The organism is Streptomyces chisholmiae, assembly GCF_031845445.1.
GTDB classification, from domain to species: domain Bacteria; phylum Actinomycetota; class Actinomycetes; order Streptomycetales; family Streptomycetaceae; genus Streptomyces; species Streptomyces chisholmiae.
The window spans coordinates 64,920-82,837 of sequence record NZ_JAVREO010000023.1 but is presented as its reverse complement, the minus strand read 5'-3'; the positions used below and the strand labels follow the sequence as shown (position 1 = coordinate 82,837).

The 17,918-nt window shown below is 74.2% G+C and carries 16 protein-coding genes and 1 pseudogene; 14 read left to right on the top strand and 3 right to left on the bottom strand.

Annotation, left to right across the window (positions count from 1 at the left end; translation table 11 throughout):
- The first annotated feature begins 55 nt into the window (after positions 1 to 55).
- From RM844_RS28090 to RM844_RS28045, 10 genes are all read left to right on the top strand, one after another.
- The gene (locus tag RM844_RS28090; protein WP_311670214.1) at positions 56 to 1,522 is read left to right on the top strand and encodes a DHA2 family efflux MFS transporter permease subunit; all 1,467 of its coding nucleotides are present in this window, start codon (positions 56 to 58) and stop codon (positions 1,520 to 1,522) included.
- 92 nt (positions 1,523 to 1,614) lie between these two features.
- Positions 1,615 to 1,758, top strand: coding sequence for a hypothetical protein (locus RM844_RS28085; protein ID WP_311670213.1), 144 nt, complete (start codon positions 1,615 to 1,617; stop codon positions 1,756 to 1,758).
- Positions 1,755 to 2,126, top strand: a complete 372-nt coding sequence (locus RM844_RS28080; protein ID WP_311670212.1) for a DUF488 domain-containing protein — start codon at positions 1,755 to 1,757, stop codon at positions 2,124 to 2,126. The genes RM844_RS28085 and RM844_RS28080 overlap by 4 nt, the downstream gene beginning before the upstream one ends.
- Positions 2,127 to 2,208: 82 nt before the next feature.
- The gene (locus tag RM844_RS28075; RefSeq protein ID WP_311670211.1) at positions 2,209 to 2,862 is read left to right on the top strand and encodes an NADPH-dependent F420 reductase; all 654 of its coding nucleotides are present in this window, start codon (positions 2,209 to 2,211) and stop codon (positions 2,860 to 2,862) included.
- 11 nt (positions 2,863 to 2,873) lie between these two features.
- A complete protein-coding gene (locus RM844_RS28070; protein WP_311670210.1) occupies positions 2,874 to 3,623 on the top strand; it encodes a peptidoglycan recognition protein family protein in 750 nt (249 codons plus the stop codon).
- Positions 3,620 to 4,732, top strand: a complete 1,113-nt coding sequence (locus RM844_RS28065; RefSeq protein WP_311670209.1) for a PP2C family protein-serine/threonine phosphatase — start codon at positions 3,620 to 3,622, stop codon at positions 4,730 to 4,732. The genes RM844_RS28070 and RM844_RS28065 overlap by 4 nt, the downstream gene beginning before the upstream one ends.
- A gap of 147 nt (positions 4,733 to 4,879) precedes the next feature.
- Positions 4,880 to 6,736, top strand: coding sequence for a molecular chaperone DnaK (dnaK, locus tag RM844_RS28060; protein ID WP_311670208.1), 1,857 nt, complete (start codon positions 4,880 to 4,882; stop codon positions 6,734 to 6,736).
- A complete protein-coding gene (grpE, locus tag RM844_RS28055; protein ID WP_311670207.1) occupies positions 6,733 to 7,422 on the top strand; it encodes a nucleotide exchange factor GrpE in 690 nt (229 codons plus the stop codon). The genes dnaK and grpE overlap by 4 nt, the downstream gene beginning before the upstream one ends.
- A 51-nt stretch (positions 7,423 to 7,473) precedes the next feature.
- On the top strand, positions 7,474 to 8,688 hold the full coding sequence (gene dnaJ / locus RM844_RS28050; protein WP_311670206.1) for a molecular chaperone DnaJ: 1,215 nt from the start codon (positions 7,474 to 7,476) through the stop codon (positions 8,686 to 8,688).
- Between the two features lie 4 nt (positions 8,689 to 8,692).
- Complete coding sequence (locus RM844_RS28045) at positions 8,693 to 9,145, top strand: heat shock protein transcriptional repressor HspR (protein ID WP_311670205.1); 453 nt, start codon at positions 8,693 to 8,695, stop codon at positions 9,143 to 9,145.
- Positions 9,146 to 9,419: 274 nt separating this feature from the next.
- On the opposite strand, the gene RM844_RS28040 is transcribed toward RM844_RS28045, so the two are convergent.
- A complete protein-coding gene (locus RM844_RS28040) occupies positions 9,420 to 10,085 on the bottom strand; it encodes a phosphatase PAP2 family protein (RefSeq protein ID WP_311670204.1) in 666 nt (221 codons plus the stop codon).
- A 73-nt stretch (positions 10,086 to 10,158) separates the two neighbouring features.
- Complete coding sequence (locus RM844_RS28035; protein ID WP_394814615.1) at positions 10,159 to 12,195, bottom strand: N-acetylmuramoyl-L-alanine amidase; 2,037 nt, start codon at positions 12,193 to 12,195, stop codon at positions 10,159 to 10,161.
- A 157-nt stretch (positions 12,196 to 12,352) separates the two neighbouring features.
- On the opposite strand from RM844_RS28035, the gene RM844_RS28030 reads away from it, so the two are divergent.
- Positions 12,353 to 13,156 (top strand): trypsin-like serine peptidase, encoded by an 804-nt coding sequence (locus RM844_RS28030; RefSeq protein WP_311670202.1) that lies wholly within the window; start codon positions 12,353 to 12,355, stop codon positions 13,154 to 13,156.
- 78 nt (positions 13,157 to 13,234) lie between these two features.
- On the opposite strand, the gene RM844_RS28025 is transcribed toward RM844_RS28030, so the two are convergent.
- Positions 13,235 to 13,837: a Uma2 family endonuclease gene (locus RM844_RS28025; protein WP_311670233.1), complete on the bottom strand. Its 603-nt coding sequence runs from the start codon at positions 13,835 to 13,837 to the stop codon at positions 13,235 to 13,237.
- Between the two features lie 245 nt (positions 13,838 to 14,082).
- On the opposite strand from RM844_RS28025, the gene clpB reads away from it, so the two are divergent.
- The 3 genes and pseudogenes from clpB to RM844_RS28010 all read left to right on the top strand — a co-directional run bounded on the left by clpB (position 14,083) and on the right by RM844_RS28010 (position 17,901).
- Positions 14,083 to 16,746 carry an ATP-dependent chaperone ClpB gene (clpB, locus tag RM844_RS28020; protein ID WP_311670201.1) on the top strand — a complete coding sequence of 888 codons (2,664 nt, stop codon included), beginning with the start codon at positions 14,083 to 14,085 and terminating at the stop codon, positions 16,744 to 16,746.
- Positions 16,747 to 16,903: 157 nt separating this feature from the next.
- Positions 16,904 to 17,470 (top strand): annotated as a pseudogene (locus tag RM844_RS28015) (YbjN domain-containing protein); the annotation flags it as partial.
- Positions 17,471 to 17,604: 134 nt separating this feature from the next.
- The gene (locus tag RM844_RS28010) at positions 17,605 to 17,901 is read left to right on the top strand and encodes an MTH1187 family thiamine-binding protein (protein WP_311670200.1); all 297 of its coding nucleotides are present in this window, start codon (positions 17,605 to 17,607) and stop codon (positions 17,899 to 17,901) included.
- The last annotated feature ends 17 nt before the right edge of the window (positions 17,902 to 17,918 follow it).

Genomic DNA, 17,918 nt, shown 5'->3' with positions numbered 1-17,918 from the left:
CCCCAGCCACGGTCCCGGCGCGCACGCCCCGGTCCCGAGGAGAGAAGAGTCGGTCATGCCCGCCAGCAGCCAGCCGCGCTCGCCCGTCGCCATAGCCCTGGTGACCGCGCTCGCGTCGTTCACCATCGTCCTGGACACCACCATCGTCAACGTCGCGCTGCACTCGCTCGCCCGCGAGTTCGACGCGCCGCTGACCACCATCCAGTGGGTCACCTCCGGCTACGTGCTCGCGCTGGCCTCGGTGATCCCGGCCGCGCCCTGGGCGATGGCGCGGTTCGGGGCGAAGCGGGTCTACCTGGCCGCCATCGCGCTCTTCGTGCTGGGCTCGGCGCTCGCCGGGCTGGCCTGGGACGCGCCGTCGCTGATCGCCTTCCGCGCGCTCCAGGGGCTGGGCGGTGGGCTGATCACCCCGGTCGGGATGTCGCTGGTGCTGCGCGCCGCGGCGGCCGGCGGCGGTCGGCAGGGGATGTTGATGAGCATCTCGGGGCTGTCCATCCTGGTCGCCCCCACGCTGGGCCCGGTGTTCGGCGGCTGGCTGGTGGACGAGGTGTCCTGGCGGTGGATGTTCCTGGTCAACGTGCCGGTGGGGGCGCTGGCCGTGGCGCTGGCGGCGCGGGTCATCCCGGCCGACTCGCCGACGCCGGGTCGGCGGCTCGACGTGCCGGGCCTGCTGCTGCTCTCGCCCGGGTTCGCCGCCCTGATCTACGGCCTGACCAGGGCCAACGAGAGCGCGGGCGGCTTTGCCTCGGTGGACGCCTGGCTGCCGCTGGCGGTCGGGGTCGGGCTGGTGCTCGGCTTCCTGCGGCGGGCGCTGACGGTGTCGGCGCCGCTGCTCGACCTGCGGCTGCTGCGGCACCGGCCGCTGGCGCTCGGGCTGCTCGGCCTGCTGCCGTTCGTGATGGGGTACTTCGGTTCGATGCTGCTGACCCCGATGTTCTTCCAGCGGGTGCGCGGGGACAGCGTGCTGGAGTCCGGCCTGCTGACCATCCAGCTGGGGCTGGCCGCCGGGCTGACCATGCAGCTGGCCGGCCGGCTGGTGGACCGGGTGGCGGTGCGGTGGATCGTGCTGCCGGGGATGCTGACGGCGGCCGCCGGCCTCGGCTGGTTCGCGCTGGCGCTCGGGCCCGGGATCGCCGAGTGGCAGGTGCGGCTGTCGTTGACGGTGCTCGGCGTGGGCGTGGGCATGACGATGATGCCGAGCATCACGGCGGCGACCCGTTCGGTCGCGGCGCCCGACGTGCCGGCCGCCGCCACGCTGGTCAACATCGGCTCCCAGCTGGCCTCCGCGGTCGGCTCCGCGCTGATGGCGGTGCTGCTGGCCGGGAACCTGGCGGGGGCCGAGGGCGACCCGGCGGCGCTGGCGGACGGCTTCCGGCGGACCTACCTGTGGGCGGTGGCGCTGATCCTGCTGGCCGCGGTCCCGGCGGCGCTGCTCTCCCGCCGCCCGCCGGCTCGGCCAGATGCCGGCCGGGCCGCCGTCCGATCGGAGGAAGCGCGCGGCCCGGCGTCCCAAATCCGATAAGTGGCCCGGTGGGGCCCCCACCATGGACGAGCGGCCGGCGCAGGGACCGGCCGCTCGTTCGGCTCGAAGGGTGGAGCGTGGTGGCTGGCCTGATGACGCCCCAGCAACGTTTCCGGTGGTGGTTGTTGCTCGCGGTCGGGGTGGTGCTCGCGGTCGGCGCGGGCACCGCGCTCTGGGTCAGCCCGCCGGCCACGCAGGCCGGCGTCGGCCACGGGGTGGACGGGGGCCGGCCGTGATCCGGGTGCGCCGGGTGTACGAGGAGCCGGCCGGCGACGAGGACCTGCGGGTGCTGGTGGACCGGCTCTGGCCACGCGGGGTGAAGAAGGCGGAGCTGTCGTTCGACGAGTGGCCCAAGGAGCTGACCCCGTCACCCGAACTGCGGCACTGGTACCACGGGCCGGACGGGGACTTCGGCGAGTTCCGGCGGCGGTACCGCGCCGAGCTGGCCGCCGACGAGCCGGCCGCGGCGCTGGACCGGCTGCACCGGCTGGACGCCGAGGGGCGCACCGTGGCGCTGCTGACCGCGGCGAAGGACCCGGACCACATGCACCCGGGGGTGCTGGTCGAGGTGCTCGACGAGATGCGCGACGGGCACGGTGACTGAGCGGAGTTGACGGCGCCGCGACGGGCCGCGGGGGCGGTGGTGTCGAGATGCGGGTCCCGGGGGCCCGTGCTGGCATGAAGGCGTGATTATCACCATTGTTGGCGCGGGCAACATGGCCCGTTCCATAGCGACCAGGGCGCTCGCCGGCGAACACACCGTCCGGCTCGTCGACCACTCCCCGCAGAAGGCCGCCGACCTGGCCGAACAGCTGCGCGCCGGCGCCCCGCCCGGTGCCACCCCGGACGTGACCCAGTCGGACGCGATCGGCGTCGAGGGCGCCGACCTGGTGGTCCTCGCGGTGCCCTACCCGGCGGGCCTGGCGGTGGCCGCGGAGTACGGGACGGCGTTGGCCGGGTCCGTGCTGGTGGACATCAGCAACCCGGTGGACTTCGCCACCTTCGACGGCCTGGTGGTCGCCGCCGGCACCTCGGCCGCCGAGCGGATCGCCGCCGAGGCGGCGCCCGGGGTGCCCGTGGTGAAGGCGTTCAACACCTGCTTCGCCGGCACCCTGCTGGGCGGCCGGGTCGCCGGGCTGCCGCTGGACGTGCTGATCGCGGGGGACGACGAGGAGGGCAAGCGGCGGGTGGCCGAGCTGGCCGCCTCCGGCGGGCTCAACCCGCTGGACGTGGGCCCGCTGCGCCGGGCCAGGGAGCTGGAGGCGTTCCAGTTCCTGCACATGGCCGCCCAGGAGCGCCTCGGGCTCAACTGGTCGAGTGCCATCAAGATCCTCTCCTGAAGGCGGCGCCGATGACCGTGCACCGGCTCGCCGTCTGGGCCGCCGTCCTGCCGATCGCCGCCCTGGTCACCTGGGACGCCCCGCCGCTCGCCCCGCCGGGCCCGGCCGCCGAGCCGGAGCGCCCGCTGCCCGCCGTCGAGCGGCCGACCCCGGCGCCCGCGGTGGTCGGCAGGGACGAGTGGGACGCCGACGAGGGCCTGCGCACCGAGCCGGTCACCTACACCGGGGCGGCCCGCGCGGTCTTCATCCACCACACCAACCACCCGGACGACTACGACTGCGCCGACGCGCCCGAGATGCTCCGCTCGATGCACAGCGACCACGTCAGCGCGCAGGGCTGGGACGACCTCGGCTACAACTTCGTGGTGGACAAGTGCGGCACCGTCTACGAGGGCCGCGGCGGCGGCGCCGACCGGTACGTGCTGGGCGCGCACACCACCGGGTTCAACATGGACAGCGTCGGCATCGCGGCGCTGGGCGCCTTCACCGACCCGAGCGCGGTGCCGCCGGCGCTGGTCCAGGCGATCGCCGAGGTGGCGGCGTGGAAGCTGCGCCCGGGGTCCGACCCGCGCGGCCGGGTGCGGATGGTCTCCACCAACGACAACAGCCGGGTGCCGGAGGGTGATCCGGCCGAGCTGGACGTGGTCTCCGGCCACCGGGACATCGTGCCGACCGACTGCCCGGGGGACGCGCTCTACGCCCAGCTGCCCACGATCCGGGAGGAGGCGGCCCGGCTGCGGGTCGCCGAGGGGATTCAGTGAGCCTGCCGGCGCCCTACGAGGGGCTGCGCGCGCTGCTGCCGCGGCAGTTCTGGGTGGTGCCCTGGGTGCTGCTCGCGGCGCTGGCCCTGGTGCAGGCGGTGGTGCCCGGCTGGGTGCAGCTCGGCTTCGCCTTCGCCGCGCTGCCCCCGTTGACCGGGCTGCTGTACGGGCCGTGGCGGACCGGGGCGCTGGCCGCCGCGGTGCTGGCGCTGATGATCTTCCCGCTGACCAGCCCGCACCACATCACGACGCCCGACGTGGCGGCGATCGGCGCGATCGCGGTGTTCAGCGTGCTGGTCGCCTGGGTGCGGAACCGGTACACCCGGCAGCTGGTCCGGGTGGGCGACGTGGCCGAGGCGGCGCAGCACGCGGTGATGCCGCCGGTGGCCGACCGGGTCGGGGGGGTGCGCTGCGCCGGGCTCTACCGGGCGGCGCAGGTGGCGGCGCTGGTCGGCGGCGACCTCTTCGACGTACGGGAGGGGCCGTTCGGGGTGCGGGCGCTGGTCGCCGACGTGCAGGGGCACGGGCTGGCCGCGGTGGGCACGGTGGCGGCGCTGCTGGGGACCTTCCGGGAGGCGCTGCTGGACGAGCCGGAGCTGTCGGGGGTGGCGACCCGGCTGGACCGGCGGCTGCGGATCGACGCCGGCGGCGACGAGGGGGAGCCGTCGGAGGTCTTCGCGACGGCGGTGCTGCTGGAGTTCCCGCCGGACCTGAGCTCGGTGCGGCTGGCGTCCTGCGGGCACCCGCCGGTGCTGCTGCTGCGGGACGGCCGGGTGCGGGAGCTGGCGGCGGAGCCGGCGCCGCCGCTGGGCCTGGGGCTGGGCCCGGTGGTGCCCAGGCCGGTCACCGTCCCGCTGCGCGCCGGCGACCTGCTGCTGGGCTACACGGACGGGGTGACCGAGGCGCGGGACGCGGGCGGCGCCTTCTACCCGTTGGCCGAGCGGCTGGCGGCGCGCTGCGGGGCGCCGGCGCGGCAACCGCTCGACCCGGAGTCGCTGGTGCGGTTCGTCTGGGCGGATGTCACCGGTTTCGCCCGCGCGGTGGAGGACGACGTGGCGCTGCTGGCGCTCTGCCCGATCCTCGAAGCCGCCGGCCCGCACCGGCTCTGACCTGGGCGGCGGCCGCCACTGACGGGGCATTGATGGAGGTGTGGAGAACAAGCTTGAGTCGGGTTCGCTCAGGTCATTTGACTGGCGGCGCCGGCTGCGGCAGTCTTGAGTCAGCCCCACTCAAGCTAGCAGCTGGAGGAATCCGAAATGGCACGTGCGGTCGGCATCGACCTGGGTACGACGAACTCCGTCGTCAGTGTTCTCGAAGGCGGTGAGCCCACCGTCATCACCAACGCCGAGGGCGCCAGGACCACGCCGTCTGTCGTGGCCTTCGCGAAGAACGGCGAGGTGCTGGTCGGCGAGGTCGCCAAGCGCCAGGCGGTCACCAACGTGGACCGCACGATCCGCTCGGTCAAGCGCCACATGGGCACCGACTGGAAGATCGGCCTGGACGGCAAGGACTTCAACCCGCAGCAGATCAGCGCCTTCATCCTCCAGAAGCTGAAGCGGGACGCCGAGGCCTACCTGGGCGAGAAGGTCGCCGACGCGGTGATCACCGTCCCGGCGTACTTCAACGACCACGAGCGGCAGGCCACCAAGGAGGCGGGCGAGATCGCCGGCCTCAACGTGCTGCGCATCGTCAACGAGCCGACCGCCGCCGCCCTCGCCTACGGCCTGGAGAAGGACGACCAGACCATCCTGGTCTTCGACCTCGGCGGCGGCACCTTCGACGTCTCGCTGCTGGAGATCGGCGACGGCGTGGTGGAGGTCAAGGCCACCAACGGCGACAACAACCTCGGCGGCGACGACTGGGACCAGCGCGTCGTCGACCACCTGGTCAAGCAGTTCGCCAACGCGCACGGCGTGGACCTGGGCAAGGACAAGATGGCCCTCCAGCGGCTCCGGGAGTCCGCGGAGAAGGCCAAGATCGAGCTGTCCTCGTCCACCGAGACCACGATCAACCTGCCCTACATCACGGCCTCCGCCGAGGGCCCGCTGCACATGGACGAGAAGCTCACCCGGGCGCAGTTCCAGCAGCTCACGGCCGACCTGTTGGAGCGCTGCAAGGTCCCGTTCCACAACGTGATCAAGGACGCCGGCATCCAGCTGTCCGAGATCGACCACGTGGTCCTCGTCGGCGGCTCCACCCGGATGCCCGCCGTGGCCGGCCTGGTCCGCGAGCTGACCAGCGGCAAGGACGCCAACAAGGGCGTCAACCCGGACGAGGTCGTCGCCATCGGCGCCAGCCTCCAGGCCGGTGTGCTCAAGGGCGAGGTCAAGGACGTCCTGCTGCTCGACGTCACCCCGCTGTCCCTCGGCATCGAGACCAAGGGCGGCATCATGACCAAGCTGATCGAGCGCAACACCACGATCCCCACCAAGCGCTCCGAGATCTTCACCACCGCCGAGGACAACCAGCCGTCGGTGCAGATCCAGGTGTACCAGGGCGAGCGTGAGATCGCCGCGTACAACAAGAAGCTGGGCATGTTCGAGCTGACCGGCCTGCCGCCGGCGCCGCGCGGCGTGCCGCAGGTCGAGGTCACCTTCGACATCGACGCCAACGGCATCATGCACGTCTCCGCCAAGGACCTCGGTACCGGCAAGGAGCAGCGGATGACCGTCACCGGCGGTTCCGCGCTCCCCAAGGACGACATCGAGCGGATGATGCGGGACGCCGAGCAGTACGCCGACGAGGACGCCCAGCGCCGCGAGTCCGCCGAGACCCGCAACCAGGCCGAGCAGCTCGTCTACACCACGGAGAACTTCATCAAGGAGAACTCCGAGAAGGTCCCGGCCGAGGTCAAGACCGAGGTCGAGACCGCCGTCGCCGACCTCAAGGAGAAGCTCAAGGGCGAGGACACCGCGGCCATCCGCGAGGCGTCCGAGAGGGTCGCCGCCACCAGCCAGAAGCTGGGCCAGGCGATGTACGCCGACGCCCAGGCCGGGCAGGCCGCCCCCGGCGCCGAGGCCGGCGGGGCCACCGGTGCCGCGCAGGGCGCCGACGACGACGTGGTGGACGCCGAGATCGTGGACGACGAGAAGCCGAAGGGCGGTGCGGCGTGACACAGGACCCGCAGGGCTTCGACAAGGAGCCCGAGGTCCCGGACGCCGACGTGCCGAACCCCGAGGCGGCGGCCGAGCCGAAGGCGCCCGAGGCCGGCGGCGAGGCCGCGGCCGAGGGCGCCCCGGAGACCGTCGAGGACGCCGAGTCGGCCGCGGGCCAGCCGGCCGAGGCGGCCGCCCTCACCGCCCAGCTGGATCAGACCAGGACGGCGTTGCGGGAGCGCACCCAGGACCTCCAGCGGCTGCAGGCCGAGTTCCAGAACTACCGCCGCAGGGTGGAGCGGGACCGGGTCGCGGTCAAGGAGACGGCGGTCGCCAACCTCCTGACCGAGCTGCTGCCGGTGCTCGACGACATCGGCCGTGCCCGGGACCACGGCGAGCTGGTCGGCGGCTTCAAGCAGGTCGCCGAGTCGCTGGAGACGGTCGCGGCGAAGATGGGCCTGGCCCAGTTCGGCAAGGAGGGCGAGCCCTTCGACCCGACGGTGCACGAGGCGCTGATGCACAGCTACTCGCCCGACGTCACCGAGACCACGTGCGTGCAGATCCTGCAGCCGGGGTATCGCATCGGCGAACGCACCATCAGGCCGGCCCGGGTCGGCGTGGCCGAGCCCCAGCCGGGCAAGCCCGCCGAGCCCGAGGACGGCGCGGCGGAGCAGGACGACGACGGCGGCTCGGACGAGGGCTGACGCGGTGGCTGACACCACGCACGGCGTGGACCGGAAGGAGGGACGCCGAGGATGAGTACCAAGGACTTCATCGAGAAGGACTACTACAAGGTTCTCGGCGTCCCCCGGGACGCCACCGAGGCGGAGATCAAGAAGGCCTACCGCAAGCTCGCCCGGGAGAACCACCCGGACGCCAACGAGGGCGACGCCAAGGCCGAGGAGCGCTTCAAGAGCGTCTCCGAGGCCTATGACGTCCTCGGCGACGCCAAGCGCCGCAAGGAGTACGACGAGGCCCGCGCGCTCTTCGGGAACGGCGGGTTCCGCGCCGGGCCCGGCGGCGCCGGCCAGTTCAACTTCGACCTGGGCGACCTCTTCGGCGGCGGCCCAGGGCAGGGCGGGCCGGCCGGCGGGCCCGGCGGCCCGGGCGGCGCGGCCGGCGGCTTCGGCGGCGGGCTCGGCGACGTCTTCGGCGGGCTGTTCAACCGCGGCGGCCCCGGCGCCGGCACCGGCACGCGCACCCAGCCGCGCCGGGGCCAGGACATCGAGTCCGAGGTGACCCTCAGCTTCACCGAGGCCGTCTCCGGTGCCACCGTCCCGCTGCGGATGTCATCCAGCGCCGCCTGCAAGACCTGCTCCGGCACCGGCGACAAGAACGGCACCCCGCGGGTCTGCCCGACCTGCGTCGGCACCGGCCAGGTCAGCCGAGGCGGAGGCGGCGGGTTCTCGCTCACCGACCCCTGCGTCGACTGCCGGGGCCGCGGCCTGATCGCCCAGGACCCGTGCGCCGACTGCCGGGGCAGCGGCCGGGCCACCAGCTCCCGCACCATGCAGGTCCGGATCCCGGCCGGCGTGGACGACGGGCAGCGGATCAGGCTGCGCGGCAAGGGCGCGCCCGGCGAGCGTGGCGGCCCGCACGGCGACCTGTACGTGGTGGTCCATGTGGACAGCCACCCGGTCTTCGGCCGCCGCGGTGACAACCTCACCATCACGGTGCCGGTGACCTTCCCCGAGGCGGCGCTCGGCGGCGAGATCAAGGTGCCGACCCTCGGCGGTCCGCCCGTCACCCTCAAGCTCCCGCCCGGCACCCCGGGCGGACGCACCATGCGGGCCAGGGGCAAGGGCGCGGTCCGCAAGGACGGCACCCTCGGCGACCTGCTGGTCACCATCGAGATCGCGGTCCCCCGCGACCTCGGCGACCAGGCCCGCAAGGCCCTGACCGAATACCGCGCGGCAGCCGAGGGGGAGGACCCCAGGGCAGGGCTGTTCGAGGCCGCGAAGGGAGAGTAACGAGATGAACGGCCGGCACGGACAGAGCAGTAACCCCTACGAACTCACCGACGACACGCCGGTCTACGTCATCTCCGTGGCGGCGCAGCTCTCCGGGCTCCACCCGCAGACGCTGCGCCAGTACGACCGGCTCGGCCTGGTCTCACCCGACCGGGCCGCCGGTCGCGGCCGCCGGTACTCGGCGCGCGACATCCAGCTCCTCCGCCAGGTGCAGCGGCTCTCCCAGGACGAGGGCATCAACCTCGCCGGGATCAAGCGCATCATCGAGCTGGAGAACCAGGTCGCCGCGCTCCAGTCCCGGGTGGCCGAGCTCCAGCAGGCCGTGGAGGGCGCGGCGGTCCAGATGCGGCAGCGCGAGGCCCAGGTGCACGCCTCCTACCGCCGGGACCTGGTGCCCTACCAGGACGTGACCCACTCGGCGGCGCTGGTCGTCTGGCGCCCCGACCGCCCCCGCTGAGCGCTGGCCGCGCCGGCCTGAGCCCCGCCGCGGCCCGGCGGCCGCCCGGCGCGGCGGGCTGCGGCGGGCTGGCACTGGGCGCTGCGCCCCCCGTGGCCGGTCGGCCGCGGGCGGGGGGCGTGCTCCGTCTGGCTGGGGTGTCCCGGTGTGCCGCCGGGCGGTGCTGGACCGGGTGGGCTGGCGTTGGCGTCCCGAGGGGCGCTCCGCGCCCGGGGCCGAAGCCCGGCGTGGTCGGGCCGCGGGGCGGTGGCCGTTCGGCCGGCCCGGCCAGGGTTCAGTGGCCCGGGTTGGTGGTGGCGGCCCGGCGGAGGGCGCGGGCGAGCAGCGGGAGGAAGACGCAGCTGACTGCGGTCGCCAGCAGCCAGCCGGCGAGGACGTCGCTCACCCAGTGCACCCCCAGGTAGACCCGGCTGAAGCCGACCGTCAACGCCCACAGCGCCGGCAGCCCCACCGCCAGCGCGCGGGTCAGCGGCCGCCGGCAGTGCGGCCAGAGCGCGTTGGCCAGCGCGATGGCGACCAGCGCCGTGGTGGTGGCGTGCCCCGAGGGCAGCGACGGGTTGTTGACGTGGATCACCCAGTCGGACTCCGGCGGGCGGGGCCGGTCGATCGCCCGCACCAGCCCGTAGCGCAGCAGCTGGGCCAGGAGCAGCGCGGCGGCCCCGGCCACCGCGCCCCACCACCAGATGTTCCGCGCCACCAGCGCGCCGGCCACCATCGCCACCAGCACCGCCGGCGTCCGGGTGCCGGTGTCGGAGACCACGGTCAGCACGTCCGCCCAGCCGGGCGAGCGGTGCGCCAACGCCCAGTCGTGGGCGGCCCGGTCCACCGCCAGCGGGTCGTTGCCGCCGGCCACCACCACCGTCATCAGCGCCGCGCAGAGCGCGGCGGACAGCAGGGCGAGCAGCGGCAGCGTGCCGGCGGGCGGGCGTCGGGGCACCATGAGGCGGCATCCTAGGCGACCCACCCTGACGGTTGGTCAGCTCGTGGTCAGGTAGTGGTCAGCGGCGTCGGGGTCAGCGGTGGCGCAGGGTCACGTCGGCGGCCCGGACGTAGGCGATCCGGTGGCCCAGCTGCACCTGGTAGTACTCCTCGCCGCTGATCACCCGGTGCCCCGCCGGGTCGAAGCTGACGGCCCAGTAGTAGCTGCTCGGCACCCGCTGCCCCACCACGTACGCCTGGTCGGCGGGGATCTCGTACGCCAGCGGCACCACGTCCTGCGCCGGCACGTCCGCCGGGTAGGCCGCGGCCTCCGGGTAGGCGCGGCCGTAGACCGGGATGGTCGGGGCGTCGCCGCGGCCGGTCGCCACCAGGCCGCGCGCCGGCAGGGCGGTCGGCGCCTCGGCCGGGTTGTGGAACCAGGCGAGCTGGCCCAGGTACCAGATGCCGGTCCAGTCGCCCCGCCGGTCGGCGACGACGAACTGCTGCCCGGCGGTGGCCCGCGCGCCGACGTCGTTCACCCCGGTCGAGGACCGGCCGTCGCCCGGGTGCGTGCCGAAGTCGCTGACCAGCGGCGCCTCGTGGTCCGGCGCGGTGTGCAGGCGCACGGCCGAGGAGCCGTGCGGGACGCACGCGCTGCCCGCGCCGGCGCAGTCGGTGAACTCGGGCCGGTGCGCGGCGTAGTCGGGCGCGATGGTGACCAGCCCGGCGCGCGGGCCGCCGGTCGGCTGGAAGGGCGCGCCCAGCAGCTCGAAGTAGTGCGCCCAGTCCCAGTAAGGGCCCGGGTCGGTGTGCATCCCGCTGACGGACGCCCCGGTCGGCCCCTGCACGTTGTCGTGGCCGATGATGTGGTGCCGGTCCAGCGGGATGTCGTGGCGCGCGGCCAGGTAGCGCACCAGCCGGGCCGACGAGCGGTACATCGCCTCGGTGTACCAGGCGTCCGGCTCGGTCAGGAAGCCCTCGTGCTCCAGGCCGATGGAGCCCGCGTTGACGTACCAGTTGCCGGCGTGCCAGCCGACGTCCCGGGTGGCCAGGTGCTGGGCGACGTGGCCGTCGGCGGAGCGCAGGCTGTAGTGCCAGGAGACGTAGGCCGGGTCCTGGACCAGGTCGAGCGTGGTCTCCCAGGTGGCCTCGGTGTCGTGGATGACGATGTAGTCGATCGGCTGGGACGCGGGCCGGTCGGCGCGGTCGTGGTTGCCGTAGCCGCCGTCCGGCAACTCCTCGTAGGGGGCGGGCAGCCAGGCGCAGGAGATCCGGCGCGGGCACTCGACGGCCGGGTCGCGGGCCGGGTCCGGCAGGTCGAGCGGCTCGGCGGTGGCGGTGTCGGGGGTGATGTCGGCGGGCGGCAGCGCCATGCGCTGGCCCTCGGCGGTGGTGCGGCTCGGGCCCTCGGCGATCACCCGGTACACCTCGTCGGCGAAGCCCTCCGCCGCGTCCCGGGTGTCGGCGCGCGGGTAGGCGGCGACCGCGCCGTACCAGTCGGCCGGGTCGGTGCTCGCCGGTGCCCCCAGTTCGCGCTGGGCGTGCGCCAGCAGGGCGGCGCCGCCGCGCACGTTGGCGGCGGCCTCGGCGCGCAGCTCGTCGGGCGGCAGGCCGGTGAGTTCGGCGGCCAGCGGCAGGGTGCCGGGCTCGGCGGCCAAACCGGCGGCGGGCCGGGCCTGGTGCGGATCGCTGGCGGCGGGCCGGTCCCGGGGCAGCGGACGGGCGTGGTCGCCGCGCGGGTCCTCGGCGCCGACGGCGTGGTGGCCGGCACCGTCGGCCGACTCGGCCAGCGCGGTCGCCACGTCGGTCAGGTGCAGCGGTCCGTAGCCGCCGGAGACGCTGGCCGCGCCGTGGTGCCCGTCCCAGCGCGACTGGAGGTAGGCGACGCCGAGCAGCACGCTCTCCGGCACCCCGTACTCGGCGGCGGCCTCCGAGAAGGCCCGTTGGAGGGCGGAACGGTCGGCCTCGGCGGCGGCCGGCGGCGCGGTGGTGCCGACCGCGAGCAGCGGCAGGGACAGGGCGAGCGCGACGGCCGCCTGGACGGCTCTGCGGGCGGGCCCGACCGGGCGGGCTGGCGGGTGGGACAACGGTGGCCTCCGGGACGGACGGTGCGGATCGGCCGCTGCTGGCATGACCATGCAAATACCCAACGGGGCGCCCGGTCAGACCGGTTGCGCCGGACGGCGTGCGGGGGATGTCAACGCGGCGCGCCCGGGAGGCGGGAGGTTCACCCACCCGATCGGCGGACGGTGGCTGGACTTCACCCCTGGGTGATCCCAGGGTGTCGGTATGAACCTAGCGCGCCTCCCCATAGCCATCGCCGCCACCACGGCGGCGCTGTTTGTCACGGCGCCCCCGGCGGTGGCGGCCGACCCCTGGGCACAGGGCACGGTGAGCACGGTGGGGAAGATCATCTGGGACGCGGGCGGCGGCCGCCTCGGGCTCTGCTCGGGCGCCATCGTGGACGCCCCGAACGGCAGCGTGGTCGCCACGGCCGCGCACTGCGTCAGCGGCGACGAGAGCCCGGGGGCACCGGGGGACGTCTACTTCGTCCCGGCCTACGACCACGGGCGGGAGCACTACCGGGAGGACGGCTGGCGGGTGGCCGCGTTCCACACCCCGGAGGGCTGGGACACCACGCGCGAGACCAGCGCCATCCTGCCGCACGACTACGCCTTCCTGACCCTGGAGGCCAAGGACGGGCGCACGGTCCAGGAGGTGTGGGGGGCCAACGCGTTGGCCTTCGAGCCGGTGACGGAGGAGGGCGAGGTCGCGGTGCTTGGCTACCCGGCGGCCGACCCGTACGACGGCGAGTCGCTCCACTACTGCGCCGGCGACCTGCGGGTGCTGGACCAGGGCGAGGCGGAGGCGGCCAACGTGGGCGGCCTGCTGCTGGAGGAGTGCGACCTGACGGCCGGTTCGAGCGGCGGGCCCTGGCTCCAGGACTACGACCAGGCGACCGAGTCCGGCACGGTGCTGGCCGTGATGTCGGTGGGCAGCGGCGAGGGCCAGGTCGTCGGCCGCCCGTTCCCCGACGAGGCCCGCACCCTCTTCACGGCGGCGGGCGCCGAACGCGCCCCGGCCGGGGGCTGAGCCGACCCCGGCCGGGGGCTGAGCGGAGAGCAGGGTCTGGCGGAACCCGCCGCGGGGCGGAGGGGGCGGGGGAGTGGGTCAGAGGAGCCGGCCGGTATCCAGGTCGAAGGCGAAGGGGTCGGGCAGCGGCAGCGGCTTGCCCAGTGGGACGCGGTGCTGTTGGGCGTAGTCCTGCTGGGTGGGGGCGCTGAACAGGGTGCTGGTGCCCCGGTCCCGGTCCACCAGGAGGTAGAGCGGGATGCCGCCCTGCGCGTAGGCGCGCCGCTTGTCGAAACGGTCCCGTTCGGGACGGGAACTGGTCACCTCGACCACCATCGAGACCCCCTCAGGCTCCATCCAGGCGGGGGCGCCGCGGAAGGGGTTGGCGGCCACAGGGGCGAAGGTCGCGTCGGGCACCATGCGGTTCAACGGGAAGAGGCCGCCCCGGGGGAGCAGTAGCCCCTTGTTCCCCGCGCTCAGCATGGCGGTGCCGGCGTGCAGCAGCACCTCACGGGTCAGCGCGGCGACGATGTACTCGTGGTCGCCGTCCGGCGGCGGGGTCACGACGATCTCCTCCTCGTAGACCTCGACCCGGAAGCCCTCGGGGACGTCCAGGCCGCGTAGTGCCACTTCGAGGAGGTCGTCGGCGGTGCCCGCGGCGGCGTCGTCGTCCGACGCGGGGCCGGGGTGCTGGGCAACCATGGCTGTCATGGTGCCTCCTCTCCTGTCCGGGGGCCAGTCCTGCCGGCGGACGGTCGGTCCGGGGCGGATCAGGGGTGGCTCACCCGGGCGAGGGGGGAAAGGGTGCGGGGTTGACCCCGGGATCGCTTGGCGTTCCGGGGCTTGAGTGGAATAGACTCAACTTATCGCACGTTGGCTCTGGCAGGGCCGGGCGCGCCCCGTCCCCGGGGTGTGCCCAGTGGTGGGATCGGGAGGAGTACCGCGAAGTGAACGCCGAGTTGACCAACAGAAGTCGGGACGCCATCAGCGCGGCCAGCCAGCGCGCGCTCACCGAGGGGCATCCGGACATCACGTCGGAGCACCTGCTGTTGGCCCTGCTCACCGGCCGGGACAACGAGAACATCCAGGATCTGCTGGCCGCCGTCGAGGCCGACCAGGCCGCGCTGCGGGCCGGTGCCGAGCGGCTGCTCGGCCAGCTGCCGAGCGTGCGCGGCGCCTCCGTGGCCAGGCCGCAGCCGAACCGGGAGCTGCTCGCCGTGCTGGCCGACGCGCAGGCGCGCGCCGAGCAGCTGGCGGACACCTTCGTCTCCACCGAGCACCTGCTGATCGGTCTGGCGGCCCGGGGCGGCCAGGCCGGCGAGCTGCTCACCGCGCAGGGCGCGGGGGACCGCGCGCTGGCCGCCGCGTTCCAGAAGTCCAGGGGCGAGCGCCGGGTCACCTCGGCCGACCCGGAGGGGACGTACAAGGCGCTGGAGAAGTTCGGCACCGACCTCACGGCGGCGGCCAGGGAGGGCCGGCTGGACCCGGTGATCGGGCGCGACCACGAGATCCGCCGGGTGGTGCAGGTGCTCTCCCGCCGCACCAAGAACAACCCGGTGCTGATCGGCGAGCCCGGGGTGGGCAAGACCGCCGTGGTGGAGGGGCTGGCCCAGCGGATCATCAAGGGCGACGTGCCGGAGTCGCTCAAGGACAAGCGGCTGGTCGCGCTCGACCTGGGCGCCATGGTGGCGGGCGCCAAGTACCGGGGGGAGTTCGAGGAGCGGCTGAAGACCGTGCTGGGCGAGATCAGGTCGAGCGACGGCCAGATCATCACCTTCATCGACGAGCTGCACACCATGGTCGGCGCGGGCGCCGGCGCGGACTCCGCGATGGACGCGGGCAACATGCTCAAGCCGATGTTGGCCCGCGGCGAGCTGCGGATGGTGGGCGCCACCACGCTGGACGAGTACCGGGAGCGGATCGAGAAGGACGCGGCGCTGGAGCGGAGGTTCCAGCAGGTGCTGGTCGCCGAGCCCGGCGTGGCCGACTCGATCGCCATCCTGCGCGGGCTCAAGGGCCGCTACGAGGCGCACCACAAGGTGCAGATCGCGGACGGCGCGCTGGTGGCCGCCGCCACCCTGTCGGACCGGTACATCACCTCGCGGTTCCTGCCGGACAAGGCGATCGACCTGGTGGACGAGGCCGCCTCCCGGCTGCGGATGGAGATCGACTCCTCGCCGGTGGAGATCGACGAGCTGCAGCGCGCGGTGGACCGGCTGCGGATGGAGGAGCTGGCGCTCGCCAACGAGTCGGACGTCTCCTCCCGGGAGCGGCTGGCCCGGCTCCGCCGGGAGCTGGCGGACCGGGAGGAGGAGCTGCGCGGGCTGACCGCCCGCTGGGAGAAGGAGAAGCAGGGCCTCAACCGGGTGGGTGAGCTGAAGGAGCGGCTGGACGAGACCAGGGGGGTCGCCGAGCGCGCGCAGCGGGAGGGCGACTTCGAGGCGGCCTCCAAGCTGCTCTACGGCGAGATCCCGGCGCTGGAGCGGGAGTTGGCGGACGCCTCGGCGGCCGAGGCGGCGGCCAAGCAGGACACCATGGTCAAGGAGGAGGTCGGTCCGGACGAGATCGCCGACGTGGTCGCCTCCTGGACGGGCATCCCGGCCGGCCGGCTGCTGGAGGGCGAGACGGAGAAGCTGCTGCGGATGGAGGAGGAGCTGGGGCGCCGGCTGATCGGGCAGGACGAGGCGGTCCGCGCGGTCTCCGACGCGGTGCGCAGGGCCCGGGCCGGGGTGGCCGACCCGGACCGGCCGACCGGCTCGTTCCTCTTCCTCGGCCCGACCGGCGTCGGCAAGACGGAGCTGGCCAAGGCGTTGGCCGACTTCCTCTTCGACGACGAGCGGGCCATGGTCCGGCTGGACATGAGCGAGTACGCCGAGAAGCACTCGGTGGCCCGGCTGGTGGGCGCCCCGCCCGGCTACGTCGGGTACGAGGAGGGCGGCCAGCTGACCGAGGCGGTGCGCCGCCGCCCGTACACGGTGGTGCTGCTGGACGAGGTGGAGAAGGCGCACCCGGAGGTCTTCGACGTACTGCTCCAGGTGTTGGACGACGGCCGGCTGACGGACGGTCAGGGCCGCACGGTGGACTTCCGCAACACCATCCTGGTGCTCACCTCGAACCTGGGCAGCCAGCATCTGACCGACCCGCTGGCCAAGCCGGAGCAGCGGCGGGAGGAGGTGCTGGCGGCGGTGCGCGCCGCGTTCCGGCCCGAGTTCCTCAACCGCCTGGACGACCTGGTGGTCTTCCAGCCGTTGAGCAGCGCCGAGCTGGGGCGGATCGCCCGGCTCCAGGTGGGCGCCCTGCAACGGCGGCTGGCCGAGCGGCGGCTGACGCTGGAGGTCACCGAGCTGGCGCTGGAGTGGCTGGCGCTCCAGGGGCACGACCCGGCCTACGGCGCCCGGCCGCTGCGCCGGCTGGTGCAGACGGCCGTCGGCGACCCGCTGGCCCGCCGGATCCTCGCCGGCGAGGTGCGGGACGGCGACACGGTCCGGGTGGACGCCGCGCTGGACGGCGACCTCACGGTCGAGGCGGTGCCGGCGGAGCCGGGCGCGGCCGGGCCGGGGCCGGGTGCCGCCGGGGCGGAGCCGGGGCCGGCCGGGGTGGAGCAGGCGTAGCCGCCGCCGGCGAGGGGCGCGCGGGCTGGTCCGCGCGCCCCGGCGCGGGCCCGGCGTGGATCTTGCGTGCACATGCCCCCTTCCTGCTGCTTGCCGGGCGGGGGCGGTGGTGGGGGAGGATGGGGCTGCCCGCTAATCCGTACGAAGGGACCACCCCGTGTCCGTTGACCCGTCCGCCATCCCGAACTTCGGAGGGCGGCCCAGCAAGCCGGAGCAGGAGCGTGGCGCTGGCCAGCAGGATGGTCAGCCGAAGGCGACCAAGCCGACCGGCCCGATCATGCCGAACCAGGAGCTGGTCAAGCAGCTGCTCGACCGGATGCAGCTGAAGTACGTGGTGGACAAGCAGGGCGACCTGGTCGCGCCCTGGAAGCAGTTCCGCACCTACTTCATGTTCCGCGGTGAGAAGCAGCAGCGCGTGCTCTCGGTGCGGACGTTCTACGCCCGCCCGCACACGCTGGACGACAAGCCCCAGCTGCTGGAGAGCGTGGACGAGTGGAACCACACCACGCTCTGGCCCAAGGTCTACACGCACACCAACGACGACGGCACCGTCCGGCTCGTCGGTGACGTGCACATGCTGCTGGGGGCCGGGGTCGGCTTCGACCACTTCGTGGCGAGCGTGGTCAGCTGGGTGCGCGCCGGCATGGAGTTCGACAAGTGGCTGACCGAGCGGATCGGCCCGGCCGAGGACGCCGCCGAGTCGGCCGACGGCGAGCCGGCGAACACCGACGCCGAGCCGCGCGACCCGAACGGCGCCGGGACCGCCGACCGGACCGACAGCGCCGACAGCGCCGACAGCGCGGGCGACGCCGAGAACGCCGAGAACGCCGAGGGCACCGGGAACGACCGGAGCCCGGAGTGATCGTCGCCTTCTCGGTGACCCCGATCGGCGTCGGCGAGGACGTCGGCGAGCAGGTCGCCGAGGCGGTGCGGGTGGTGCGCGACAGCGGGCTGCCCTACCGCACCGACGCCATGTTCACCTCGGTCGAGGGCTCCTGGGACGAGGTGATGGCCGTGGTCAGGGACGCCGTGGCGGCCGTCGAGGCCAGGGCCGGGCGGGTCAGCCTGGTGCTCAAGGCCGACATCAGGCCGGGCGTGACGGACGGGCTGACCGCCAAGGTCCGCCGGGTCGAGGAGCTGCTGGGCGAGGAGTGACCGGCCGTTCCCGGGGT

Excerpts from the sequence above, each read along its gene's own strand:
- RM844_RS28090 (WP_311670214.1), top strand. The coding sequence starts at position 56 with ATGCCCGCCAGCAGCCAGCCGCGCTCGCCCGTCGCCATAGCCCTGGTG.
- RM844_RS28085 (WP_311670213.1), top strand. The coding sequence starts at position 1,615 with ATGACGCCCCAGCAACGTTTCCGGTGGTGGTTGTTGCTCGCGGTCGGG.
- RM844_RS28070 (WP_311670210.1), top strand. The coding sequence starts at position 2,874 with ATGACCGTGCACCGGCTCGCCGTCTGGGCCGCCGTCCTGCCGATCGCC.
- dnaK (WP_311670208.1), top strand. The coding sequence starts at position 4,880 with ATGGCACGTGCGGTCGGCATCGACCTGGGTACGACGAACTCCGTCGTC.
- dnaJ (WP_311670206.1), top strand. The coding sequence starts at position 7,474 with ATGAGTACCAAGGACTTCATCGAGAAGGACTACTACAAGGTTCTCGGC.
- RM844_RS28045 (WP_311670205.1), top strand. The coding sequence starts at position 8,693 with ATGAACGGCCGGCACGGACAGAGCAGTAACCCCTACGAACTCACCGAC.
- RM844_RS28040 (WP_311670204.1), bottom strand. The coding sequence starts at position 10,085 with ATGGTGCCCCGACGCCCGCCCGCCGGCACGCTGCCGCTGCTCGCCCTG.
- RM844_RS28035 (WP_394814615.1), bottom strand. The coding sequence starts at position 12,195 with ATGCCAGCAGCGGCCGATCCGCACCGTCCGTCCCGGAGGCCACCGTTG.
- RM844_RS28030 (WP_311670202.1), top strand. The coding sequence starts at position 12,353 with ATGAACCTAGCGCGCCTCCCCATAGCCATCGCCGCCACCACGGCGGCG.
- RM844_RS28025 (WP_311670233.1), bottom strand. The coding sequence starts at position 13,837 with ATGGTTGCCCAGCACCCCGGCCCCGCGTCGGACGACGACGCCGCCGCG.